At 39.2% G+C, this 25071-nt stretch carries 21 protein-coding genes; 18 read left to right on the forward strand and 3 right to left on the reverse strand.

The features are described from left to right. Positions 1-5 precede the first annotated feature (5 nt). The 3 genes from G5B37_RS14395 to ribD all read right to left on the reverse strand — a co-directional run bounded on the left by G5B37_RS14395 (position 6) and on the right by ribD (position 2605). Complete coding sequence (locus G5B37_RS14395; RefSeq protein WP_164680711.1) at positions 6-623, reverse strand: IMPACT family protein; 618 nt, start codon at positions 621-623, stop codon at positions 6-8. Between the two features lie 87 nt (positions 624-710). Next, complete coding sequence (locus G5B37_RS14400; RefSeq protein ID WP_164680712.1) at positions 711-1586, reverse strand: DMT family transporter; 876 nt, start codon at positions 1584-1586, stop codon at positions 711-713. Beyond that, positions 1583-2605: a bifunctional diaminohydroxyphosphoribosylaminopyrimidine deaminase/5-amino-6-(5-phosphoribosylamino)uracil reductase RibD gene (ribD, locus tag G5B37_RS14405; RefSeq protein ID WP_164680713.1), complete on the reverse strand. Its 1023-nt coding sequence runs from the start codon at positions 2603-2605 to the stop codon at positions 1583-1585. Before ribD ends, G5B37_RS14400 begins: the two co-directional genes overlap by 4 nt. A 60-nt stretch (positions 2606-2665) precedes the next feature. Here ribD and G5B37_RS14410 point away from each other — a divergent pair, with 60 nt between their 5' ends. The 18 genes from G5B37_RS14410 to G5B37_RS14495 all read left to right on the forward strand — a co-directional run bounded on the left by G5B37_RS14410 (position 2666) and on the right by G5B37_RS14495 (position 25007). Further along, positions 2666-3151 (forward strand): GNAT family N-acetyltransferase, encoded by a 486-nt coding sequence (locus tag G5B37_RS14410; RefSeq protein WP_164680714.1) that lies wholly within the window; start codon positions 2666-2668, stop codon positions 3149-3151. Positions 3152-3183: 32 nt separating this feature from the next. Next, positions 3184-4029 (forward strand): peptide chain release factor N(5)-glutamine methyltransferase, encoded by an 846-nt coding sequence (prmC, locus tag G5B37_RS14415; RefSeq protein ID WP_164680715.1) that lies wholly within the window; start codon positions 3184-3186, stop codon positions 4027-4029. Positions 4030-4047: 18 nt separating this feature from the next. Next, positions 4048-4638, forward strand: a complete 591-nt coding sequence (locus tag G5B37_RS14420) for an LOG family protein (RefSeq protein ID WP_164680716.1) — start codon at positions 4048-4050, stop codon at positions 4636-4638. 109 nt (positions 4639-4747) lie between these two features. Next, positions 4748-5449, forward strand: a complete 702-nt coding sequence (aqpZ, locus tag G5B37_RS14425; protein ID WP_164680717.1) for an aquaporin Z — start codon at positions 4748-4750, stop codon at positions 5447-5449. Positions 5450-5536: 87 nt separating this feature from the next. Then, entirely contained in the window at positions 5537-7528 is a 1992-nt protein-coding gene (gene ligA / locus G5B37_RS14430; RefSeq protein WP_164680718.1) for an NAD-dependent DNA ligase LigA, read from the forward strand. A 102-nt stretch (positions 7529-7630) separates the two neighbouring features. Continuing rightward, a complete protein-coding gene (locus tag G5B37_RS14435; protein WP_164680719.1) occupies positions 7631-8152 on the forward strand; it encodes a DUF6913 domain-containing protein in 522 nt (173 codons plus the stop codon). A gap of 20 nt (positions 8153-8172) precedes the next feature. Further along, the gene (locus G5B37_RS14440; protein ID WP_164680720.1) at positions 8173-8559 is read left to right on the forward strand and encodes an RDD family protein; all 387 of its coding nucleotides are present in this window, start codon (positions 8173-8175) and stop codon (positions 8557-8559) included. 53 nt (positions 8560-8612) lie between these two features. Next, positions 8613-9197 (forward strand): hypothetical protein, encoded by a 585-nt coding sequence (locus G5B37_RS14445; RefSeq protein WP_164680721.1) that lies wholly within the window; start codon positions 8613-8615, stop codon positions 9195-9197. Between the two features lie 112 nt (positions 9198-9309). After that, positions 9310-10185, forward strand: a complete 876-nt coding sequence (gene dapA, locus G5B37_RS14450; protein ID WP_164680722.1) for a 4-hydroxy-tetrahydrodipicolinate synthase — start codon at positions 9310-9312, stop codon at positions 10183-10185. 119 nt (positions 10186-10304) lie between these two features. Next, complete coding sequence (locus tag G5B37_RS14455; protein WP_164680723.1) at positions 10305-11147, forward strand: outer membrane protein assembly factor BamD; 843 nt, start codon at positions 10305-10307, stop codon at positions 11145-11147. A gap of 12 nt (positions 11148-11159) precedes the next feature. Beyond that, positions 11160-11495, forward strand: coding sequence for a DNA-directed RNA polymerase subunit omega (locus G5B37_RS14460; RefSeq protein ID WP_164680724.1), 336 nt, complete (start codon positions 11160-11162; stop codon positions 11493-11495). Positions 11496-11498: 3 nt separating this feature from the next. Continuing rightward, positions 11499-12710, forward strand: a complete 1212-nt coding sequence (gene coaBC, locus G5B37_RS14465) for a bifunctional phosphopantothenoylcysteine decarboxylase/phosphopantothenate--cysteine ligase CoaBC (protein WP_164680725.1) — start codon at positions 11499-11501, stop codon at positions 12708-12710. Then, positions 12703-13593 (forward strand): type IX secretion system protein PorD, encoded by an 891-nt coding sequence (porD, locus tag G5B37_RS14470; protein ID WP_164680726.1) that lies wholly within the window; start codon positions 12703-12705, stop codon positions 13591-13593. Before coaBC ends, porD begins: the two co-directional genes overlap by 8 nt. A 68-nt stretch (positions 13594-13661) precedes the next feature. Then, positions 13662-15314 carry a DNA repair protein RecN gene (gene recN, locus G5B37_RS14475; RefSeq protein ID WP_164680727.1) on the forward strand — a complete coding sequence of 551 codons (1653 nt, stop codon included), beginning with the start codon at positions 13662-13664 and terminating at the stop codon, positions 15312-15314. Positions 15315-15361: 47 nt separating this feature from the next. Next, positions 15362-16183, forward strand: coding sequence for an enoyl-ACP reductase FabI (locus G5B37_RS14480; RefSeq protein ID WP_164680728.1), 822 nt, complete (start codon positions 15362-15364; stop codon positions 16181-16183). 162 nt (positions 16184-16345) lie between these two features. Next, positions 16346-19231, forward strand: coding sequence for a T9SS type A sorting domain-containing protein (locus G5B37_RS14485; RefSeq protein ID WP_164680729.1), 2886 nt, complete (start codon positions 16346-16348; stop codon positions 19229-19231). Between the two features lie 174 nt (positions 19232-19405). Then, complete coding sequence (locus G5B37_RS14490; RefSeq protein ID WP_164680730.1) at positions 19406-21874, forward strand: T9SS type A sorting domain-containing protein; 2469 nt, start codon at positions 19406-19408, stop codon at positions 21872-21874. A gap of 145 nt (positions 21875-22019) precedes the next feature. Further along, entirely contained in the window at positions 22020-25007 is a 2988-nt protein-coding gene (locus G5B37_RS14495; protein WP_164680731.1) for a T9SS-dependent choice-of-anchor J family protein, read from the forward strand. Positions 25008-25071 lie beyond the last annotated feature (64 nt).

Raw genomic sequence — 25071 nt, forward strand, 5'->3', positions numbered from 1 at the left:
TGCTTTTAACTGTGGTTTTTTATGCCGACTTTGTAAAGGTTGTCAAACACGTTAAAAATACGTTCGGCATCTTTTTTTCGTACCGAAATCAAGATTTTGCAATTTAGCGCTAGCTTTTGTTCTATAATTTGAAGATTTTCGTCTTTAATGATACGCATAACAGCGTTCATTTCGGGATACTCAAAGGTGAGTAAAAATTGCTCATCGATAGTTCGTGTCACTATTTTCGAACTTTCTAATGCCAATTGCGCAGATGTTTTGTAAGCCTGTATCAATCCGCCAACGCCTAATTTTGTACCCCCAAAGTACCGAACAGAAACAACCAAAATGTTTGTTACATCAAATGCTTGTAGTTGTCCGTATATTGGCATTCCTGCGCTGTTGCTAGGCTCACCGTCATCATTAGCGCGATAACTATCGTACTGTTTTCCTAACTGCCAAGCGTAGCAAAAGTGACGTGCTGAGTGATGCTGCTTTTTTAATTCGTCGAGACACGTTTTTACTGCATCTTCGGAAGTGACGGGAAAGGCATACCCATAAAACTTACTGCCTTTTTCTTTAAAAAAGCTTTCGGCTCCCGGCTTCAGTATTGTTTTATAAGTATCTTTTTCTTCGGAAATCATCTTATATTTTTACGATCCATAAAATGCATTCTTTCGCGTTCATTTTGTCTAACGGATTCTGATTGCAGAAAATTTCCGCAGTAAGCATTATAGTAACTTATCTAAAGCAACCAAAAATATGCTTAAAACGGCTACTAGTATGCCAATCCAATTTTTTAGCAATAACTTTTCTTTAAAGAGCGCAATACCAACTAGGGTAGAAAGCATTACTATTCCTACATTGTTTATGGTGAAAATTCCAGAACTTTCCAACAGATCGCTTCGCAGTGCTTTCACTAAAAAATAAATCGAAAAATAATTAGGCACACCAAGTACAATCCCACCAATGATATTTTTAAATTCGAACCTAAACTTACCTCGTATTGCTTGTGCTATCACAACTAAAATACCAATACTAAATGCAGATGCGAATATGGTTGCAGAAAATATAGGGACATCATTTTCTGCTACAAAAGATCCTTCAATGTATTTTATGCTGGTGTCAATGATTCCACTACCAAGAAAAACCAAAATAGGAAAAATCAAATTTTTTGGCTGAATTGCTAATCCATCTTTTTGCTTTACCGAAGCTAAGTATACAGCAACCAATGCCAGTAAAATACCAACTCCTTTATATATGCCTAAACTGTCCTTATAGTAAAGTAGTCCAAAAATTATAGGAATTACCACACTCATTTTAGTGGCAACAGAAACTACAGATAGGCCGCTACGCTGGGTTGTTATTGCCATGAGGTTAAAAACAATGATAAACAAAGACCCTAAAGCAATGGCGTAAAAAAACCAATTGTAAGCAGGGATAGTTGCTAATGTGATTGTTCCATTGAAAGCTATGATACCGCTCACGCATGCCACAAAATAATTAACTACAATAGCATGCAAGGTGTTTACTTTAAATATGCTGAAAAGCTTAAAGACTACAAAAATAAGCGTAGAAGCAAGCACGCTAAGTAAAAGGTACATCATGCAATTGTGTTTTTGTAGTGAATTAGGGTGTCTGAATTGATTACATTTTTAGCAATAATTGCGCCTTCCAATTTTGGTGCAACAGTGCCAGTCTTAAAGTTATTACTTCCAGTATATACAAATGCCTCATCCCATAGTTTGGCATCAATAAAAGTTTGTAGGGTTCTAGAACCACCTTCTACAATAAGACTTTGTATGCCATCTCTATATAAAACATCGCAAATTTGCTGAGCTATATTTTCTCTGAAGTTAATAGTCTCAATCTTACAGTTGGCAGCATGTTCAACTGCTTGTTCGGTAAAAATATAAGTTGTGTCAGCGCCAGCAAAAATAGCGGCGTCTGCGGGCACTTTTAAATTGCGATCTAATACCAATCGTATGGGTGTTGCGCCATACCAATCTCTGGTGGTTAAGCTAGGGTTGTCGTCAAGCACCGTTTTCGTTCCTACTAAAATAGCTTGCTCTTGGGCTCGTAATTTATGTGTTTGTTGTCTGGTTAATTTGCTTGTAATCCAAACTGGTTTTTGTTCATCTCTTACTTCTGGTGCAATAAAACCATCTGTAGTTTTTGCCCATTTCAAGAAAATATAGGGTCTTTTTTTCTGCTGAAATGTAAAAAACCTTTTATTTAAGGCTTCGCATTGTTTTTCTAAAACGCCAACCACAACATCACAACCTACTGCCATTAATTTCTGAATGCCTTTACCCGCCACTTTCGGGTTTGGATCTGTGGTTCCAATCACTACTTTTTTAATTCCCTTGTCAATAATTAAATCGGCACAGGGAGGAGTCTTTCCAAAATGACTACAGGGCTCTAAATTTACGTAAATGGTGGCTTCCGAAAGTAACGCAGAATTGGCTACACTAGAAATGGCGTTTACTTCGGCATGGGGTTGTCCGGCTTTATAATGCCAGCCTTCTCCAATAATTTTGTTGTTGTGAACAACAACACTGCCCACTAACGGATTGGGGTAGGTGGTTGCCAAGCCATTTTTGGCTAATTGAATGCAACGAAGCATGTATTTTTCGTGTATCTTCACACCTTCAAGTAAGCGTCAAAAATACAAGGAATAACTGAGATGAACGAACCTATTATTCGCCCGATTCAGAAAAAAGACAACCCTGCCGTTGCACAACTCATTAGAAGCGTTTTATTAGAGCTAAATGTTGCTAAAACTGGAACAGTGTACGAAGATGTTTCTTTAGACTGTATGTACGAGACGTACAATCAACCTAAGGCTGCCTATTTTGTAGTAGAAGAGAACAACATCTTACTTGGAGGTGCGGGTGTTGCTCAACTAGCAAATTACGATGGTAATGTCTGTGAACTTCAAAAGATGTATTACCTACCAGCTTCGCGTGGAAGAGGCATTGGTACTCAAATGATGCAAAAGTGCTTAGAGGTAGCAAAAAACTTCGGGTATGAAGGGTGTTACTTAGAAACCATGCCTTATATGAAAGCAGCACAAAAGCTTTATACCCGTAGCGGATTTGAGTACATAGATGCGCCACTTGGCGATACGGGTCACTTTTCGTGCCCTGTGCATATGTTAAAAAAATTGTAACCAATAGAGCTGGAGCTTTTTATTAACCATTTATGACCTTAAAACAATTAAAATCTAATTTTACAGCAACACTTTCAGAGAACTATCCTCTAGAAGAAGTTGCTACTTTTTTTAATTGGTTAGCTGAAGCCTATCTAGGGTATTCACGTTTCGATATTTCTTCAAATGGACCGCTAGAAGTCACGAGCAACATAGAAACTAAGTTTTTGGATGCTATGAAACGTCTTCAAAACTACGAGCCTATTCAGTATATCATTGGGGATACCGAGTTTTTTGGACTCCCATTTAAAGTAACTCCAGCTACACTCATACCAAGACCAGAAACCGAAGAGTTGGTACAATGGATACTTTCTGATTTCGAAAACGTTGCCCCTAGCATTCTAGATATAGGCACGGGCAGTGGTTGTATAGCCATTTCTTTGGCAAAAAACCTTGAAAATGCCGCTGTTTCGGCAGTAGATATTTCCGAAGAAGCACTACACATTGCAAAGCAAAATGCCCTAGATAACGAAGTTTCGGTTAATTTTTACCAAGCTGATATTTTAGCACTTAACACACTTCCTCATACATACGATTGTATCGTTTCTAATCCGCCATATGTTCGCGCCCTTGAAAAGGAATTTATGCAGCCTAATGTTTTAAAGCATGAGCCCGAGAGCGCATTGTTCGTTTCAAATGATAATCCGTTAGTGTTTTATACCAAAATTGCACGACTCGCAGAAGCGCATTTAAGTGTGAACGGAACACTATACTTCGAAATTAATGAGTATCTTGGAAAGGAAATGCAAGACATGCTAAAAGCCGAAGGTTTTGCTGAAATAGAACTTAGAAAAGACATTTTTGGCAAAGATAGAATGCTAAGGTGCAAGCGACACTAAATACCATACGTAAGCCTAATGAGTAAACTACAAAAAATATGCGTTTTCTGCGGAAGTAGTGATGGTAATGACACTCAAATTACCGATGCTGCTATAGCCCTAGGCGAAACTTTTGCGCAACGAAATATTACCCTTGTTTACGGAGCTGCTAAAATTGGCGTTATGGGCACCATTGCCGAAACCATGCTGCGCACCAACGGAAAGGTAGTTGGTATTATTCCTCAATTTCTCAAGAAAAAGGAGGTGGTTCATCTCGGACTTACAGAACTTATTACTACAGAGAACATGCACCAACGCAAGTTGAAAATGCAAGAAATTAGCGATGGTTTTATTGCATTGCCTGGCGGATTTGGAACTTTAGAAGAACTCTTCGAGATTATTACGTGGTTGCAACTTGGGTTGCACACCAAGCCAATAGGTCTTCTTAATACTAATGGTTTTTATGACGATTTATTACAATTGCTTGAGACTATGGTACGGAAGGGCTTCTTAAAAATGGATAATTATGAGCTCTTATTAGTAGATACTTCTATATCTAATTTACTTCAAAAAATGGAAGATTTTAAGACGCCAATGATTCCAAAGTGGCTTAAGCCTGAGCGAACTTAATCTCCCAAATATTACTCCTAATCGAAAACCGCCTGTTTTTGAACATCATTATTTGAGAATAAGTTTTAATTAACTAATTTGAAGTCTATTAACAACTTAAACTCACTATATGAAATCATTAAAAAAGTATTTTGCAGAAGGGCTAGGTACCTTTGCGCTTGTTCTATTTGGTTGCGGTGCTGCTACCATTGCCAGTGTTTCAGAATCTGGTCCAGAAGGAATTGGTCTCTTAGGTATTTCCCTAGCATTTGGACTAGCTGTTGTAGTAATGGCGTATACTATTGGGCCTATTTCAGGGTGCCATATTAATCCAGCCATTTCTATTGCTATGTTAGCAGCTGGTAAATTGTCTGCCAAAGACACCGTAGGGTATGTAATCTCTCAATGTATTGGTGCTGTTGCTGCAGCAGGATTGCTCTATGTAATTGCAACAGGAAGTAGTGGCTTTGCTATGCCCGAGTGGGGCTTAGGAAGTAATGGTTGGGGCGAAGGTTATCTCGGCGAGTATAATATGACTTCAGCTTTGGTCACAGAATTTGTCTTTACGTTTATCTTTCTGCTAGTAATTTTTGGTACTACAGCAAAAAACGCTTCACCATTAATGGCAGGACTGGCCATAGGTATATCCTTGGCATTAATCCATATGGTTGCGATTCCTATTACTGGAACTTCGGTAAATCCAGCAAGAAGCTTAGGACCGGCCTTGTTTGCGGGGGGAATGGCGCTAGAACAACTTTGGCTGTTTATTGTAGTGCCAATAGCTGGCGGACTATGTGCGGCGCTTACGCGAAATATTTTCTTAGACGATTAACAAGAATATTCATATTCATAAAAAAAACCTTTCAGCTTGCTTTTGCCGAAAGGTTTTTTTGATGGTATAAGTTTTATATTTGTAGGTATGAACACCGAAGAACAAATAAACCAACTTCGCGCACAGCTTCGCGAGCATAACTATAATTACTACGTACTAGATAATCCTACCATTTCAGACTACGATTTTGACCTATTGCTGAAATCGTTACAAGCACTAGAAACAGCACATCCTGAATTTTACGATCCAAACTCTCCAACATTAAGAGTAGGGGGAGAAGTGACTAAGAATTTTGAAACGGTGCCGCATACGTTTCGAATGTATTCGCTAGATAATAGCTATTCTAAAGAAGATCTTGAAGACTGGGAAAAACGGGTTAAAAAAATGATAGACGGAGAGGTTCACTACACCTGCGAACTAAAATACGATGGGGCGTCTATGAGTTTAACCTATGAAGATGGTAAGTTAGTAAGAGCGGTAACTAGAGGTGACGGATTTCAAGGCGACAATGTAACCACAAACATAAAAACCATTAAGTCGGTACCACTACAGCTAAAAGGAGATTATCCACAAAAATTTGAGATACGAGGCGAAATTGTTTTGCCCTACGAAGGTTTTATTAAAATGAACGAAGAGCGTATCGCAAATGGTGAAGAACCTTATAAGAATCCGCGTAACACAGCCTCTGGAAGTCTTAAGCTACAAGATAGTGCAGAAGTTGCTAAAAGACCATTAGAGTGCTTGCTGTACAGCCTGGTGGGCGAAAAGCTGCCAATAAAGACACAATTTGAAAGTTTAGAAAAAGCACGCCAGTGGGGATTTAAAGTACCAGATATTGCTGCTCTAGCGAAAAGCACCGATGAGGTCTTAGCATTTGTAAATTATTGGGACAAACATAGACACGAGCTACCCTACGAGACCGATGGTGTAGTTATTAAGGTTAATAGCTTACAGCAGCAAGAAGAGCTAGGATACACTGCAAAAGCCCCTAGATGGGCAATGGCTTATAAATTTAAAGCAGAACAGGTAACAACAATACTCGAGCATATAACGTATCAAGTGGGTAGGACAGGAGCTATTACGCCTGTTGCTAATCTTCAACCTGTTGAGCTGGCAGGTACTATTGTAAAAAGAGCTTCGTTGCATAATGCAGACCAAATTGCGAAATTAGATATAAGAGAAGGAGATACGGTATATGTAGAAAAAGGTGGGGAAATTATTCCTAAAATTATTGGGGTAGACGTTACAAAGAGGAACACAGCTTCTGCGCCTACCCAATACATTGCTGCCTGCCCGGAGTGTGACACACTTTTGGTTCGTGCCGAGGGAGAAGCACAGCATTATTGCCCGAACAGTACTGGTTGTCCGCCACAAATTATAGGGCGTATTCAACACTTTATTTCTAGAAAAGCGATGGATATTGAAGGATTGGGCGGTGAAACTGTGGCGCTGCTTGTAGAGAACGGCCTTATTGAGAATTACGCCGATTTGTACACGTTAACCACCTCACAGGTGATTCCGTTAGAGCGTATGGCAGCCAAGAGTGCTGAAAATCTAGTTGCTGGTGTGGCTGCATCCAAACAAATTCCGTTTGAACGTGTGCTCTTTGGTCTAGGGATTCGGTATGTAGGCGAAACAGTCGCAAAAAAATTGGCAAAGCACTTTAAAAGTATCGATGCATTGATGGCAGCATCTTTCGAACAACTTATAGCGGTAGATGAAATTGGCGACAGAATTGCCGAAAGCGTGCTCGAGTTTTTCACTTCAGAAAGTCATAGAACGAGTATCGCAAGACTAAAAGAATACGGGGTGCAACTCTCACTTTCAGAAGAGGCATTGGCAAATCAGACCGATACTTTAGCGGGTAATACATTTGTGGTGTCTGGTGTGTTTACAAAAGTTTCGAGAACAGAATTGAAGAAACTAATTGAAGATAATGGTGGCAAGGTGTCATCGTCTATATCTAGTAAAACAAGCTATGTAGTTGCAGGAGATAACATGGGGCCAAGTAAACGTACAAAAGCTGAAACATTAGGGGTGGCTATTATTTCTGAAGATGATTTTTTAGCTATGTTATAGTTTCTGTGCTATGATTTTTGAAGTACTCTTACTTAAAAACACAGCCTATTTAGGCTAAAAAATAATGAGAACGACCTATTTTTGTAACAGCTTACTACGTCTATGATTTTAAATAAACTGAAACAAAAGTCCTTGCGAAAAGGAAAAGAGCGGCATCTGGAAAAGCGAGACCGTTCTGGTGTTAATTCTAAGGTGAAAACCATTGGGTTTTTGGTAGATGAAGCACATTTTCAGGATTTCGAGGTGCTATACGATATTTATAAAGATCTTAATGTGCTTCCAAAAGATGTTAAAGTATTCTCGTTTATAGAAAGTAAAAAGAAACTTCCAAGCCTTCGGCAAAACCAAGTACAGAGTAAAGATTTTGACTGGAAAGGAAACATGCACAACCAAAATGCGCAAGAGTTTTTAGACAAACAATTTGACGTGCTTATTGGATTCTATGAAGGGCAGCATGAAATTTTAGACCATCTGGTTGCTGCGAGCAGTGCTAATTTTAAAGTAGGATTCTCTGGTGCAGACCAACGATTGTACGATTTGTTATTAGCTGTAAAACCCACAGATATTTCAGCATTTAAAAGTGAATTAAAAAAATATTTGACAGCGTTGGGTAAGATGTCTTAAAAACTTCTTAGCTTTAAATAATGGATAAAACAGCGAATGCCCAATCTAGAAAAGTTGACAAAGGGGTTCGACTTACAAATTACCTTGTAGACACGTTTGTAATACTGTTGGCTTGGCTCTTAATCTCTGCTTTCTTGGGAGGCATTTATCAAAATTCAAGCTTGTTTTATGTTATTATGTTTCTTTATTACTTCGTGTTAGAAGTTGTTTTTCAAAAAACCTTGGGTAAAATAGTAACAAAAACCGTAGTTACCGACAAATATGGTAACAAGCCAAATGTTATTAAAGTGCTTATTCGTTCTTTTTTAAGACTTATACCAGTCGATTCGTTTTCGTACTTATTTGGAACCGAAGTTGGCTTTCATGATGCTGGGTCGTCCACAAGACTTTCTAAAGACCCGCAATAGTTACGTTTTTCAAATATTTCTAACCTATGCCCGGAGAAGGACACATATTGGCTATGATTCAGTCATTACGTTCAAACAAGAGTTTGTTGCGTAGGAAGGGCATGTATGATAAAGAGCGCCGTTTTTTAAACACCAAAAAAGACGCGTTAGCGTTTCAACAAGGTAAAATTGAGGTAGAAAAAGTAACCGAAGCGCAATTAATACAGATACGAAAGAAGATAACAAAACAACGGCAAAAAGAACTGTTGCTTACCGCAATAATTGCCGTGGTACTTGTTGCTATTGTGGTGTTTTTTGGCGTGAAGTTTGCCAATTCTGAGGCGAAAGTAAAAACTGATTTAAAGATTGAACAAGAAACAGAAGCGTATAACCAGTACCTTTATTTTATAGTAGATGGCGATTCTTGGTTTGAAAAGCGTAAGTGGCACAATGCCATGTTTCAGTACAGAAAAGCACTAGAACTTTACCCAAACGATTATGACGCTATGTTTAGATTAACCATGGCAATAAGTTATAAATGTGAAGAAACTGGAAAAGATTGTGAATTGGGAAGCGCGTACTATAAGAAACTAGAAGCATTTAATCCTACAGACCCATTACTTGAGCCAATAGCATTGCGGTTGCAACGTTTGTTATAGCGTGCGTTGAAAACGGAAGTTAATTTTAAGAAAATGATAGCAATCTAAAAGGTTTCAACTTCGGAAATCGCAGTATCTTTGTAATCTTTAGTCACCATACAAATTATAGAAAATGAAAGAATTAATTGGAACAGGTGTAGCGCTAGTTACTCCTTTTACTTCGGAAGGAGCTGTTGATGTTGAAGGATTGAAAAATGTAGTCGAATTTCAGATAGAAAACGGCATCGACTATTTAGTGGTTTTAGGTACCACAGGCGAAAGTGTAACGCTTTCCGAAGAAGAAAAACAATTGGTGATAGCTACCGTTGTTGCTACAAATAATGGAAGACTTCCGTTGGTGTTAGGTATAGGTGGAAACAATACAGCTAAAGTTTCCGAAGAAATGCAACGTAGAGATCTAAGTGCTTTTACGGCTATTCTTTCTGTGTCGCCAGCGTATAACAAACCTACCCAAGAAGGTATTTATCAGCACTTTGCTGCCTTAGCACGAGTAGCGCCAAAACCAATTATTTTGTACAATGTTCCTGGCCGAACAGCAAGTAATATGGAGCCTGAAACTGTGGCTAGATTGGCTGTAGATTTCGATACTATTGTTGCGATAAAAGAAGCGAAAGGAGATTTAGTGCAGGCTATGCAGATGATACATAGCACACCTAATGGCTTTTTAGTGATTAGTGGTGACGATATGATAGCGTTACCTATGACATTGGCCGGAGGTGCTGGCGTTATTTCGGTTATTGGTGAAGGCTTTCCAAGAGATTTCTCAGATATGATTCGATTAGGGTTGGAGAGAAGAGTAGACGAGGCTTACACCTTGCACTACAAATTAGCCCCTTGTATCGATTATATTTTTGCTGAAGGAAATCCGGCGGGTATTAAAGCAGTGCTTGACCAACTTGATGTTTGCGATGATTTTGTACGCCTGCCGTTGGTGGGGATTAGCAAAAAACTACGTGATTCTATTGATGCCTTTATCACGGCTTATTAAGTTGAAACATTACAAAATGGAAGACGTCTTTATACCGTTCCATAAAATTGCTTTGGCAACGCAATATCAAAGGCGATAATAAGTTTTTATAATCACGTATAATTCACTACTTTTGCACGATGTTTTTTAAATATGTAAAAATCAGTTTTCTGTTAGTAGTTGTTGGGGCGACGTTAGCCTCTTGTAGCAACTATCAGAAAATTTTAAAATCAGACGACACTGCGGCTAAATATGCTGCGGCAGATTCATTGTATAAACTTGGCAAGTATAAAAAGTCGCTAAAGCTTATGGAGCAAATTGTTCCTGCGTATCGCGGTAAACCTCAGGCAGAGCGTTTAATGTATATTTATGCCAATACGTTCTATAATCTAGAAGATTATTATTTAGCTGGTTATCAGTTTGAGCGTTTTGCTACCTCATATCCTAAAAGCGATAGTGTAGAGACTGCAGCGTATCGATCGGCAAAGAGTTATTACGAGTTGTCTCCCAGATATTCTCTTGCTCAAGAAGATACATACCAAGCCTTAGAAAAATTGCAGGGGTTTATTAATAATTACCCCAATTCAGACTATAGAGTTGAGGCAAACAGTTTGGTAAAAGAGTTGCGAGGAAAATTAGAGAAGAAAGATTACGAGATTGCATTGCAGTATTTAAACATTTCGGGGTACCTTAGTTCTTATGTTCCAGCTATTGAGGCCTTTGAGAACTTTATTGTGGACCACCCAGGATCAGAATATAGAAAAGAAGCCTTTTATGGAAGATTAGAAGCAGGCTACAAACGAGCCATCTCTGGTGTTCCCAGTCAGTTACAAGAACGTTTGGTTACAGCTTTAGACTATTACAACGCATTTAATAAATATTATAAAAACGATACTTCAGAGTATAAAGAAAAGGCAGATGAGATCTTGAGAGAGATTAATGAGCGAATTATTCCTGAGGAAGAAGAACCCACTACACGTTAATATACACCCATTATGAGCGATATTAAAAATTCGGAAGCGCCTATCAACACTACAACGATAGACAAAAACAAAGTAGATGCACCTACAGGGAACATCTACGAAGCTATTTCAATTATTGCTAAAAGAGCGAACCAGATTAATGGAGACATTAAGAAAGAGCTTTTAGAGAAGTTAGATGAGTTTGCTACTTACAACGATAGCTTAGAAGAAATTTTTGAAAACAAAGAGCAAATCGAAGTTTCAAAATTCTACGAAAAACTTCCTAAGCCACATTCTTTGGCAGTACAAGAGTGGTTAGATGAGAAGATCTACCACCGTAACACTGCAGACGCAACTATAGAAGAGTAAAAGATGTCTGTGCTTAGCGGTAAAAAGATTGTACTTGGCGTTACTGCCGGTATCGCCGCTTACAAAACAACATTCTTGGTTCGGTTGTTTGTAAAAGCGGGAGCTGAGGTAAAGGTGGTTATGACCCCTTCTGCCAAAGACTTTGTTACACCGCTAACGCTTTCTACCCTCTCTAAAAATGAAGTACACACTTCGTTTACCAACGAAGATGATGAAAATGCCCAATGGAATAACCATGTTGAGTTAGCCCTTTGGGCTGATTTGTTTGTAATAGCACCCGCTACAGCAAATACATTGTCTAAAATGGCACATGGTACTTGCGATAACTTATTACTTGCTGTATATCTTTCTGCAAAATGTCCGGTGTATTATGCGCCGGCTATGGATTTAGATATGTATCAGCACCCCTCTACCAAAGCTACTTTTACTACGTTGGCTTCCTTCGGAAATATTCAAATTCCAGCTACTCATGGCGAATTAGCCAGTGGTCTTGTTGGGCAAGGACGTATGGCAGAACCGGAAGCAATAGTTGCATTTATAGAGAATGACATTGCAAAAAATCTACCGTTACGGGGTAAAAAAGTGTTAATTACAGCCGGTCCTACGTACGAAGCTATAGATCCTGTGCGTTTTATTGGTAACCACAGCAGTGGTAAAATGGGCTATGCTATTGCAGATGCTGCTGCCAATCTTGGCGCCGAAGTGGTTTTAGTCTCTGGACCATCGGTTGTTGCGCTACGAAACCCTTTTGTGAATAAAATTGCGGTTACTTCGGCAAAAGAAATGTACGAAGCGGTGCATGCCCATTTCGATAGTTGTAACGTTGCCATCTTAAGTGCCGCAGTAGCAGATTATAGGCCTGTTTCTGTCGCTTCAGAAAAAATAAAAAAGAAAGAAGGTTCTTTAACGCTTCAGCTAGAAAAAACGGAAGATATTTTAGCTTCCATAGGAAAAATTAAAGCCTCACAATTCTTAGTAGGATTCGCCCTGGAAACCCAAAACGAGTTGGAAAACGCAAAAATCAAACTTGAAAAAAAGAATTTAGATTTAATTGTGTTAAATTCGCTAAAAGATAAAGGAGCGGGATTTAAGGGAGATACCAACAAAGTTACCTTTGTTACCAAAGACAATAAAGTGGTGCCTTTTTCAGTTAAACCAAAAACAGAAGTCGCCAAAGACATTTTAGAATATATTATAGCACAGATTCATGCATAAACTTATACTTACATTGGCCATAGTAGCAACGTGTTTTACAGTAAAAGCACAAGAACTAAATGCAACAGTTACTATAGATGCCGAGCAAACGGGGCAACCTAATATGCAGGTGTTTAGAACGCTAAGCAGCCAGCTTACCGATTTTATCAATAACACTCAGTGGACCAATAGAAAATATCTTAATCAGGAGCGAATTGACTGTAATTTTACATTAATTATTAGCTCTTATGAAGGAGATGCTTTTGGAGGAACCTTGCAAGTACAGGCATCACGCCCTGTATTTGGGTCTACGTATGACAGTCCGATCTACAACTATAATGATAAACAGTTTTCTTTCGATTATGTTGAGTTTCAACCACTAACGTTTAATATAAATTCTTTCGATTCTAACTTAATGTCGGTGTTGGCTTTCCATATTTACACTGTAATTGGTCTAGATGCAGATACCTTCGAGTTAGAAGGAGGAGCAGAATATTTTGAAACGGCAAAACAAATCGTTAACACAGCCGCCTCAAGCAATTTTGCAGGATGGAAGGCTACAGATGGTACCCAGTCTCGTTTTAGATATAATGATGCATTGTTGAGTAATGTTTACAGAGAGTTTCATGAAGCTATGTACGCGTATCACAGAGAGGGAATGGATGTAATGAATGAAAATCAAAAATTGGCTAAGTCCAAGGTTAGTGGGGCTATAGCGATGCTAAAAAGCATTAATGATAGAAGGCCTAATTCTTATATTTTAAGAACCTTTTTTGATGCAAAAAGCGACGAAATTGCTGCTATCTTTAGTGGAGGTCCAAAAGTTGATATTGTAGATTTATTAGACAATCTTAATAGAATGGCACCAACGAGACGTAGTACATGGGCTGAAATTCGTTTTTAATACTTCATTACATTTAAGCTTGTAGAAAGACAAACTTCTGCTATCTTAGTAGAACAAAAATTACTGTCTTGCTTACCACACTTTCCATAAAAAATTATGCGTTAATTGAAGACGTGAAGGTAGATTTTGCCAACGGTCTCACTACAATTACTGGTGAAACCGGTGCTGGAAAATCAATTTTACTCGGGGCTTTATCGCTATTGCTCGGTAAACGTGCCGAAATGAGTAGCGTGAAAGATGCAGCTAAGAAGTGCGTTATTGAGGGGGAGTTTTTGATTACAGATTATGGTTTTGCTGAAATTTTTGCGCAATTGGCGTTCGATTACGAAGATCATACTATAATTAGGAGAGAGATTTTACCAAGCGGTAAATCGAGAGCCTTTGTGAACGACTCTCCTGTAAATTTAAGTCAGCTACAACAATTAGGGGAGCGATTGGTAGATATTCACAGTCAGCATGAGACGCGTTCTTTACTCTCTGAGGTAAATCAGTTAGAAGTGGTTGATGCGGTTTCAGGAAATGAATCGTTACTACACGAGTACAGAGAGAGTCTCAAAGCCTATAGAAAGCTTCAGGCAGAATTAGCCCAACTTATTACAGAAAAAGAGACGGCAAATAAAGAGTTAGATTATCATACTTTTTTATATAACGAGCTGGAGGAGGCAAAATTAGGATCGATAGACCAGGATGAATTAGAAGAAACATATGAGAAGCTAAACAATGCAGAAACTATCCAAGAAGGATTAGCGGCAGCCCTACGTGTTTTAGCAGACGAGCCTATAGGAAGCATAGAAACAGCAAAGGAGGCTCGATTGCAGTTCAACAAGCTGAAAGGGTTTTCTTCAGAATATGAATCTCTATGGGAACGATTAAACAGCGTGATTATTGAATTGGAAGATATTTCAGATTCAATCACGAATGAAGCAGATGCTATAGAGGCAGACCCGTCTCAGTTATTTCAAACACAAGAGCGGTTGCAAACCTTGTATAAATTACAACAAAAACACAGTGCTGCGACTGTAGATGAGCTACTTGCCATTGAAGCAGATTTAGCGCTAAAAATAGAAACCACAAGCAATTTGGAGCAGCAAATTGAGTTGTTGCGAGCATCTATCGAATCGGCAAAAGAATCGCTTAAGACGATTTCAGAAAAGATTCGAAAAAAGCGTAAAGAAGTGCTGCCTCAATTACGAGAAAAGCTAGAGTTTTTATTGCGCGACTTAGGCTTGCCAAATGCGAATTTTCAATTTAATTTAGTGCCGGTTTCAGAATTTAAAGAAACAGGAGCAGATAGTTTACAGTGGTTATTTTCGGCAAACAAAGGAGTGGCGCCTTCGGCCATACAAAAAGTAGCTTCGGGCGGTGAGTTAAGCAGGATAATGCTATCTATAAAAGCAGTTTTAGCACAGCATAAAAAATTACCCACATTAATTTTTGATGAAATCGATACGGGCGTTTCTGGTGAGATTGCACAACAAATGGCGTCTATAATGGAGCAAATGAGTAAAGGGATGCAGGTGTTTAGTATTACGCATCTACCACAAATTGCTGCCAAAGGAAATCAACAAATTAAGGTGTATAAGGAAGATGTAAACGATATAACTGTAACACAGTTGAAGCAGTTGTCTGAAGACGAGCGTATTGTAGAAATCGCCCAAATGATAGGGGGTCACACGCTTACAGATTCGGCTCTCGCCCATGCAAGGCAATTGCGTAATTAGCCTTATATTTGTCAAACAACTAGAGAAAACACTAAACCAACATACCCATGGCATACAATCTTTTAAAAGGAAAAAAAGGAATCATTTTTGGAGCGCTAGACGCAAATTCTATCGCATGGAAAACAGCAGAGCGTATTCATGAAGAAGGCGGTCAATTTGTACTTACTAACGCGCCTATTGCCATGCGAATGGGGCAGATAAATGATCTTGCTGAAAAGACAGGATCTCAAATCATTCCTGCCGATGCTACGAGTTTAGAAGATTTAGAGAACTTGGTAGAAAAGTCTATGGAAATTCTGGGAGGTAAAATTGATTTTGTGCTACACTCTATTGGCATGTCTGTAAACGTTAGAAAGGGAAGGCACTATACCGACCAAAATTACGATTGGACTCAAAAAGGATGGGACGTTTCTGCGGGATCTTTTCATAAAACGATGCAAACACTCTATAAAAAAGATGCTATGAATGAATGGGGGAGTATCGTAGCGTTAACATATATGGCGGCACAACGAGTTTTTCCAGACTATAATGATATGGCAGATAACAAGGCTTATTTGGAATCTATTGCAAGAAGTTTTGGTTATTTCTTCGGAAAAGATAAAAAAGTACGTGTTAATACAATTTCTCAATCTCCAACGCCAACTACTGCTGGTCAAGGCGTAAAAGGTTTTGATGGCTTTATTGCCTATGCCGAAAAAATGTCACCGCTAGGAAATGCTACTGCAGAAGACTGTGCTAATTATACTGTGGCTATGTTTAGCGATTTGACAAAACGAGTTACCCTTCAGAATCTTTTCAATGATGGTGGCTTTAGCAATATGGGGGTGAGTGATATGGTCATGGATACCTTTGTAAACAATCAAGAATAGCTATTTTTATAGTTTAAATCGAGTATTTGTAGGGTAATTTGAACTGTAAGATGTTGTTTGCATGTTAGTTGTCGAAATAATACTCATATAATCGAATTATTAGCTGATAAACCGTTTTTTTTAGATATTTTTAAGGGTTATTAATTAATTCTAAAATTTATTATGAAAAAAACTACTTATTTGTGGGCAATTATGTGCTTAATGGTAAGCACGTTGGTTGCGCAAACCCCGGCCGAAATGTCCGAAATTCAAGCAGCAAATGCTGTCGAAAATTCTGACGTTAATGTTCAAGAGCTATTAGATAGACTAGCTGCTACAGGTTCTTCACCTTTGGCAGATACGCAAGTGTTCTCGCTTGAAGAACGAATTGCGCTTCAGCAATACTACAGACAACAAAATAGTACCAGTACTAGAATGGCGAATATCATTCCAAATGCTGGGCTTACTGAATCATTTGCAGTAGTTGTAGGTGACTTCTTTTACGATCCAACCGACGGAGTTAATGGAGGTCCTGGAGGTGATTGTACTACAACGTCTTCAGGTAACCCTGGAGATTACCCAAACTGTGGGTGTTTCACAACTACAACACTTACAGGAACAGACCTGGAAGTAGAGTTTTTATCATTTAACGTTTTTGGAACCTTTGATTCTCTTCAAATTTTTGACGGTCCAGATACGGCATCGCCAATGATATACGATAGTAACTTAAATGCCGATACAGACACTTTAGCAGGTATGATAGCTGCTAATGGAGGTGACGCGGTATTTGTTTCTACTACTGGAGCCTTAACATTCTTGTTTGAATCAACTACAGTTGTGAATACTTGCGGCTGGGAAGTTGAAGTTGTTCCTCCTGGCACCGGTGGTGGTGGCGGAGGCGGCGGAGGCGGCGATAATGTTTTTGCCTATGACGCTGGTTTTTGTTCTATGGATATGGGAACATTTGATGTTGCAGGACCTTACACAATTAATGTAGTAGGAACTTCTAGTACTTCTATTTTTAGTGGTGATTATGATGGAAGTGGAACTTTGTATGCAATGGATAACGATACACTTTCATTAATTACTGTTGATCCAACAACTGGAGCAGAAACTACGGTAGGGCCATTAACAAATATTGTTGCTGGTCATAATACACGTGGTCTCGCTTGGGATAACTCAACAAGTACTATGTATTTGTTAAGTGGTCTTGGTGATGACGTAACGCTTTACACTGTAGATTTAGCAACCGGAACCTTAACTGAAGTAGGAACATCGACTATTGTTGGTCTTATAGGAATTTGGTTAGCGATAGACAATGATGGAAATGCATATATGGCTGATATTGGTTTAGATAATTTTTATAGCATGGACCTTACTACAGGTGCTGCAACGTTAATTGGACCACTAGGAATTGATATTAGTTTTGCGCAAGATGCCGATTTCGATCCAGCTACCAACATATTATATATGGGTGCCTACATCGGTGGAGGTGTAAATGAATGGGCTTCTGTAGATGTAACTACGGGAACAGCTACGCCATTAGGGGCTGTAAATGCAAATTGTGCTGAGTTAGGTATTGTTGCGATTTCAGGTGCAGTTGCAGTATCAAATGACGAATGTGCAGGCGCTATCGCAATGTCATGTGGTGATGTAGAAGTAGGTGATACAAGTACAAACACAGACACTGGCGGATTTAATGATTCTCCAGATGCATGGTATTCTTATACAGGTTCAGGCGATCCTGAGTTCGTTACCTTCTCATTATGTGATGGAGGAACAGCATACGATTCTCGATTAACAGTATACGATGTTTGTGGTGGTGTTGAAATCGCCCTAAACGATGATGCTTGTGGATTACAATCAGAGGTAAGTTTCTTATCAGATGGTACTACTACGTATTTTGTAGCTGTAGAAGGATTTGGAACAGGTGATGCTGGAGCTTTCAGTTTAGAAGTTTCATGTAGCCCAGTTGCAGCCAATGACCTTTGTGACGATGCGATTGCCGTGAGTTGTGGAGATGTAATATCTGGTAGCACTAATTTTGCCACTATTGATGATGCTGTTGCAGGAAACTGTGATGATACTTTCGATCCAACACCGTTTTTACCAACAGTAGAGGTTGTATCACCAGGAGTATGGTACTCTTACACAGAGCCTATTCCAGGTTTTGTACAAGATATTACCTTAGATTTATGTGATGCTGCAGATTTCGACACTAAGATTTCAGTATACTCAGGAGACTGTGGTGCTTTAGTTTGTGTTGCTGCGAATGATGATAATGACGACTGTACAGGCTTTACTTCAACGGTAGAGTTCCAGAGTGATGGTATTTCAACGTACTATATTTTAGTACATGGATTTAACCAAACAGGAAACTTTGATTTATCAGTTAACTGTGCACCAGTACCTCCACCAAACGATATGATTGTAAACTCTATCGATGTTGATGAGATAGGCTTCCCTTACACAGATCCAGCAGTAAACATGCCTGGTGCTACAGTAGAAGCTGGAGGAACTCCTGCCGACTGTGATAATGCAGGTGTACGTGGAGTATGGTACAATTTTGTTCCAGAGATGGGGGGAACTGCTACCGCGAGTGTAACAACACCAGCAGCTTATACTTCTGTTACTTTCTATACGGCTCCAGATGAGGATTCAGTAGAGACAGATCTTGTATTGGTAGATTACTTTGATAACCAATGTGTACCGGGAGCAGATGCTTCTATATTAGTAACTGCAGGTCAGCCATACTATGTGTATGTAGCAAACCAAGGTGGAGTTACCGATATTGTTATCGATGGAGACTTCTACTTAGGTATTGGAGATACAGAGATTCAAGGATTTAGTTATTTCCCTAACCCAGCAGAGAATCAATTGAACCTACGTTCAGGAGGTGGTACTATAGAGAGTGCTATTATCTACAACATCTTAGGTCAAGAAGTATTGTCTGAGCGCGTAGGAAGTAGCGACGCTCAATTGAATGTAGCTAACCTAAGCGTTGGAACATACATTTTGAAAGTTGTTGTTGATGGCGAATTAGGCATCTACAAGATTGTAAAGCAGTAAGCTTTAGATCATAAATTAATAATGACTAAGCCACCTCAAAATTGAGGTGGCTTTTTATTGTTGATAATCCCTTGATTTATTAACTAATGGAGTAGAATTATTTTCAAACTTATACTAGAAACCGATTAATGTGTATATTAGTAGTTACTATAATCTATAACTAAATTTTTAATTATGAAGAAAATTACAATTCTTATTGCCTTACTGGCATGTACTTTGGGATTTGCTCAAGAAAGTGTTCGGGAAACTAGCCGAATCACTATTGAAGATGTTCCAACTGAAAGATTGGCGAACTTGCCAATGTATCACAACGCATTTACACCTTTGCCAGGAGATACTCCAGAAGGTGGAGATATTTGGACTGTTACTGTTTCCGTACCTGGATTTGGTGATGAAGTTTCATGGGAACTTAGAGATGATCTAGGTGTTGCAATTCTAAGTGGAGGTCCAATCGCTACAGGAGGTTCAGAAACTTTAATGGTGAACACTAGTTCAAGCCCTTTAGAATTCTTTATTGAATCTATAGGTACATTCAACGACAATACACCAACTTGGGAAGTTTCGTGTAGTGGTGTTGTTGCCACTACGGGTACTTTAGCTGGTGGTACAGATGCTACTGAATCTGGTTTAGTGTGTGGCGTAGGCTTGCCGCCAGTATGTGGAGGTGAAAACCTTACGAATGCTTTTGAAAATGCATTCTTTAGTTCTCCTGGAACCTTTCCGGATCAAGTAATTGCTGGTGATTTAACCGTTCCCGCAGATAGCGATTTTACTCTAGACACTATGTTGACAGAGATTTGGGTTAATCCAGGACAAACTATTCTTTCGGTAGATATTACTATATATGGAGATGCAGCAGGATCTCCTGATACAGGTAATGTAATAACTACATTTGCTGGTCTTGCACCTGATTCACAAACAAATGTAGGTTCAAATTTTGGATTTGACATATATGATGTGTCATTTGATATGGGCGGACTTTCTTTAAGTGGTCAGCCAGGGACAACTACAGAATATTGGGTAAGCATGTACATTTTTGCAAGTGACAATAATGATGCCGGATGGGGAGCTACTTCTGTATCATCTGTAGCCAACAACCTACATTTTTCATTAGATGGTGGTGTGACTTGGACTTTGGATACTGTAAACGATGTTGTTGCTACTTATATTGGTACTTGTGCTAACAACGATGAGTGTTCAGGAGCTATCGCAATGTCATGTGGTGATGTAGAGACAGGTGATACAAGTACAAACACAGACACTGGCGGATTTAATGATTCTCCAGATGCATGGTATTCTTATACAGGTTCAGGCGATCCTGAGTTCGTTACCTTCTCATTATGTGATGGAGGAACAGCATACGATTCTCGATTAACAGTATACGATGTTTGTGGTGGTGTTGAAATCGCCCTAAACGATGATGCTTGTGGATTACAATCAGAGGTAAGTTTCTTATCAGATGGTACTACTACGTATTTTGTAGCTGTAGAAGGATTTGGAACAGGTGATGCTGGAGCTTTCAGTTTAGAAGTTTCATGTAATCCAGTTGCAGCCAATGACCTTTGTGACGATGCGATTGCCGTGAGTTGTGGAGATGTAATATCTGGTAGCACTAATTTTGCCACTATTGATGATGCTGTTGCAGGAAACTGTGATGATACTTTCGATCCAACACCGTTTTTACCAACAGTAGAGGTTGTATCACCAGGAGTATGGTACTCTTACACAGAGCCTATTCCAGGTTTTGTACAAGATATTACCTTAGATTTATGTGATGCTGCAGATTTCGACACTAAGATTTCAGTATACTCAGGAGACTGTGGTGCTTTAGTTTGTGTTGCTGCGAATGATGATAATGATGACTGTACAGGCTTTACTTCAACGGTAGAGTTCCAGAGTGATGGTATTTCAACGTACTATATTTTAGTACATGGATTTAACCAAACAGGAAACTTTGATTTATCAGTTAACTGTGCACCAGTACCTCCACCAAACGATATGATTGTAAACTCTATCGATGTTGATGAGATAGGCTTCCCTTACACAGATCCAGCAGTAAACATGCCTGGTGCTACAGTAGAAGCTGGAGGAACTCCTGCCGACTGTGATAATGCAGGTGTACGTGGAGTATGGTACAATTTTGTTCCAGAGATGGGCGGAACTGCTACCGCGAGTGTAACAACACCAGCAGCTTATACTTCTGTTACTTTCTATACGGCTCCAGATGAGGATTCAGTAGAGACAGATCTTGTATTGGTAGATTACTTTGATAACCAATGTGTACCGGGAGCAGATGCTTCTATATTAGTAACTGCAGGTCAGCCATACTATGTGTATGTAGCAAACCAAGGTGGAGTTACCGATATTGTTATCGATGGAGACTTCTACTTAGGTATTGGAGATACAGAGATTCAAGGATTTAGTTATTTCCCTAACCCAGCAGAGAATCAATTGAACCTACGTTCAGGAGGTGGTACTATAGAGAGTGCTATTATCTACAACATCTTAGGTCAAGAAGTATTGTCTGAGCGCGTAGGAAGTAGCGACGCTCAATTGAATGTAGCTAACCTAAGCGTTGGAACATACATTTTGAAAGTTGTTGTTGATGGCGAATTAGGCATCTACAAGATTGTAAAGCAGTAAGCTTTAGATCATAAATTAATAATGACTAAGCCACCTCAAAATTGAGGTGGCTTTTTTTTTGAAATTTCTAATGTACTGATAACTTGTTAGCTACCATGTTTTTCATATCTTTACTGAAGTTTTCAATAACCAAAACCAATTTATTATGAAAAGAATTACCATGTTAATGGGTCTTATGTTGTGTAGCATATTTGCTGTGCAGTCTCAGACAACAAATGTAAATAGTTCGCGAACAGTACAACCAAGTACACCAACTGTATCCATGGCAGATGTGTTGGAGCGCTACAACAATTTAGATACAAGCACTAATTTAGTACCCACAGATGTGTTTACACCAGTTGAATTACAAATGTTAAGAGGGCATTTAAATTCAACTTCTGGAGAACGTATGGCGGTATTACTTACAGAAGATTTTGTAGATATTACAACATTGCCTGGTGCGGGATATGATTTAATTAATGTTAGTGATGCCCCAGGAGCTACAGATTGGCTTCAAGGAAATGATGGTGTATTCCCAGCTCAATCTGGAGCACCAACAGAATACATTGCAGCTAACTTTAATAATACAGGTGGATCTGTTATCAATAACTTTATGATAACCCCGCCACTTGATTTAGAGAATGGGGATGAAATCATTTTCTGGAGCCGATCTACAGAAACGACTCCTGGCTTTGATTTCCCTGATAGACTAGAAGTACGTATAGATCCTACAGGAGCAGATACAGATCCTGCAAATTCAACAGATGTAGGTTCTTATACCGAACTTTTATTAGAGATAAACCCAACTCTTGCGTCTATGGGGTATCCAGAAGTGTGGACTCAGTTTACAGCTACTGTATCTGGCCTATCCGGAACAGTAAATACACGCGTTGCCTTCAGATATTGGGTGACCAATGCGGGACCTTTTGGATCTAATTCAGACTATATTGGTATCGATTCGCTCGTTATTCAGGAAGGTGGTACAACTCCGCCTCCAGCAACGGGGATGGCATTTGCTGCGGAAGGAATAGATGACGAATATATTAATTTTGACATAGCAACTCCAGCTGGATATAGTGTTGTAGGACCATCCACCATAATTTACGAATGTGGCACCGTGGTTGATCCAACAAATTCAAATCTTGGGATTGTATTAGGAGAAAATGGCGATGTAAGTAGCCTTGATTTTACTACAGGTGTTTACACACCCATTGGGAGTTTACCAGTCCCAGCAGGAACTTTTTGGGCAGCTATGGACGTAGATAGCTCTGGTCAAGTATACGCCCTGGCACTTGATTCTTTGACTGCCACTTCCACATTGTACAGTGTAGATTTAACAGCACTAACGAGCACCATGATTGGCGCAACAGGTATAGCGTTTAATTTTGCGTTAGGTATTGATGAAAATGATGTTGCCTACAGTGTATCTAATACAACAGATTCTTTATATACTATAGACTTAACTTCAGGTGTTGCTACCTTAGTGGGGCCAACTGGAGTTGATACAGAGTTTGGTCAAGAACTTTCTTTCGATGGAAATACCAATACAATGTATTTAGCCGCATTTAATAATGGAATTTTTAATGGAGAATGGAGAAGCGTAGATACTGCAACTGGGGCAACTACTTCTTTAGGAGAATTTGCTCCTGCAGGATTTAAGCAAATAACTTGGGTAGAGATACCTGTGGTTGTTACCAACGACGAATGTATGAATGCTATCGCAATGTCATGTGGTGATGTAGAAGTAGGTGATACAAGTACAAACACAGACACTGGCGGATTTAATGATTCTCCAGATGCATGGTATTCTTACACAGGTTCAGGCGATCCTGAGTTCGTTACCTTCTCATTATGTGATGGAGGAACAGCATACGATTCTCGATTAACAGTATACGATGTTTGTGGTGGTGTTGAAATCGCCCTAAACGATGATGCTTGTGGATTACAATCAGAGGTAAGTTTCTTATCAGATGGTACTACTACGTATTTTGTAGCTGTAGAAGGATTTGGAACAGGTGATGCTGGAGCTTTCAGTTTAGAAGTTTCATGTAATCCAGTTGCAGCCAATGACCTTTGTGACGATGCGATTGCCGTGAGTTGTGGAGATGTAATATCTGGTAGCACTAATTTTGCCACTATTGATGATGCTGTTGCAGGAAACTGTGATGATACTTTCGATCCAACACCGTTTTTACCAACAGTAGAGGTTGTATCACCAGGAGTATGGTACTCTTACACAGAGCCTATTCCAGGTTTTGTACAAGATATTACCTTAGATTTATGTGATGCTGCAGATTTCGACACTAAGATTTCAGTATACTCAGGAGACTGTGGTGCTTTAGTTTGTGTTGCTGCGAATGATGATAATGATGACTGTACAGGCTTTACTTCAACGGTAGAGTTCCAGAGTGATGGTATTTCAACGTACTATATTTTAGTACATGGATTTAACCAAACAGGAAACTTTGATTTATCAGTTAACTGTGCACCAGTACCTCCACCAAACGATATGATTGTAAACTCTATCGATGTTGATGAGATAGGCTTCCCTTACACAGATCCAGCAGTAAACATGCCTGGTGCTACAGTAGAAGCTGGAGGAACTCCTGCCGACTGTGATAATGCAGGTGTACGTGGAGTATGGTACAATTTTGTTCCAGAGATGGGCGGAACTGCTACAGCGAGTGTAACAACACCAGCTGCTTATACTTCTGTTACTTTCTATACGGCTCCAGATGAGGATTCAGTAGAGACAGATCTTGTATTGGTAGATTACTTTGATAACCAGTGTGTACCGGGAGCAGATGCTTCTATATTAGTAACTGCAGGTCAGCCATACTATGTGTATGTAGCAAACCAAGGTGGAGTTACCGATATTGTTATCGATGGAGACTTCTACTTAGGTATTGGAGATACAGAGATTCAAGGATTTAGTTATTTCCCTAACCCAGCAGAGAATCAATTGAACCTACGTTCAGGAGGTGGTACTATAGAGAGTGCTATTATCTACAACATCTTAGGTCAAGAAGTATTGTCTGAGCGCGTAGGAAGTAGCGACGCTCAATTGAATGTAGCTAACCTAAGCGTTGGAACATACATTTTGAAAGTTGTTGTTGATGGCGAATTAGGCATCTACAAGATTGTGAAGCAGTAAATAAAACTTTAATCTATAAAAAGGTCCTCTCAATTTTTTTGAGAGGACTTTTTTTATGGGCTTT

The sequence above is a fragment of the Rasiella rasia genome, from assembly GCF_011044175.1.
GTDB lineage: Bacteria > Bacteroidota > Bacteroidia > Flavobacteriales > Flavobacteriaceae > Marinirhabdus > Marinirhabdus rasia.

Excerpts from the sequence above, each read along its gene's own strand:
- G5B37_RS14490 (WP_164680730.1), top strand. The coding sequence starts at position 19,406 with ATGAAGAAAATTACAATTCTTATTGCCTTACTGGCATGTACTTTGGGA.
- G5B37_RS14435 (WP_164680719.1), top strand. The coding sequence starts at position 7,631 with ATGATTTTAAATAAACTGAAACAAAAGTCCTTGCGAAAAGGAAAAGAG.
- aqpZ (WP_164680717.1), top strand. The coding sequence starts at position 4,748 with ATGAAATCATTAAAAAAGTATTTTGCAGAAGGGCTAGGTACCTTTGCG.
- coaBC (WP_164680725.1), top strand. The coding sequence starts at position 11,499 with ATGTCTGTGCTTAGCGGTAAAAAGATTGTACTTGGCGTTACTGCCGGT.
- G5B37_RS14420 (WP_164680716.1), top strand. The coding sequence starts at position 4,048 with ATGAGTAAACTACAAAAAATATGCGTTTTCTGCGGAAGTAGTGATGGT.
- G5B37_RS14445 (WP_164680721.1), top strand. The coding sequence starts at position 8,613 with ATGATTCAGTCATTACGTTCAAACAAGAGTTTGTTGCGTAGGAAGGGC.
- G5B37_RS14395 (WP_164680711.1), bottom strand. The coding sequence starts at position 623 with ATGATTTCCGAAGAAAAAGATACTTATAAAACAATACTGAAGCCGGGA.
- porD (WP_164680726.1), top strand. The coding sequence starts at position 12,703 with ATGCATAAACTTATACTTACATTGGCCATAGTAGCAACGTGTTTTACA.
- G5B37_RS14440 (WP_164680720.1), top strand. The coding sequence starts at position 8,173 with ATGGATAAAACAGCGAATGCCCAATCTAGAAAAGTTGACAAAGGGGTT.
- dapA (WP_164680722.1), top strand. The coding sequence starts at position 9,310 with ATGAAAGAATTAATTGGAACAGGTGTAGCGCTAGTTACTCCTTTTACT.
- ribD (WP_164680713.1), bottom strand. The coding sequence starts at position 2,605 with ATGCTTCGTTGCATTCAATTAGCCAAAAATGGCTTGGCAACCACCTAC.
- prmC (WP_164680715.1), top strand. The coding sequence starts at position 3,184 with ATGACCTTAAAACAATTAAAATCTAATTTTACAGCAACACTTTCAGAG.
- G5B37_RS14480 (WP_164680728.1), top strand. The coding sequence starts at position 15,362 with ATGGCATACAATCTTTTAAAAGGAAAAAAAGGAATCATTTTTGGAGCG.
- ligA (WP_164680718.1), top strand. The coding sequence starts at position 5,537 with ATGAACACCGAAGAACAAATAAACCAACTTCGCGCACAGCTTCGCGAG.
- G5B37_RS14400 (WP_164680712.1), bottom strand. The coding sequence starts at position 1,586 with ATGATGTACCTTTTACTTAGCGTGCTTGCTTCTACGCTTATTTTTGTA.
- G5B37_RS14410 (WP_164680714.1), top strand. The coding sequence starts at position 2,666 with ATGAACGAACCTATTATTCGCCCGATTCAGAAAAAAGACAACCCTGCC.
- G5B37_RS14455 (WP_164680723.1), top strand. The coding sequence starts at position 10,305 with ATGTTTTTTAAATATGTAAAAATCAGTTTTCTGTTAGTAGTTGTTGGG.
- G5B37_RS14495 (WP_164680731.1), top strand. The coding sequence starts at position 22,020 with ATGAAAAGAATTACCATGTTAATGGGTCTTATGTTGTGTAGCATATTT.
- G5B37_RS14460 (WP_164680724.1), top strand. The coding sequence starts at position 11,160 with ATGAGCGATATTAAAAATTCGGAAGCGCCTATCAACACTACAACGATA.
- G5B37_RS14485 (WP_164680729.1), top strand. The coding sequence starts at position 16,346 with ATGAAAAAAACTACTTATTTGTGGGCAATTATGTGCTTAATGGTAAGC.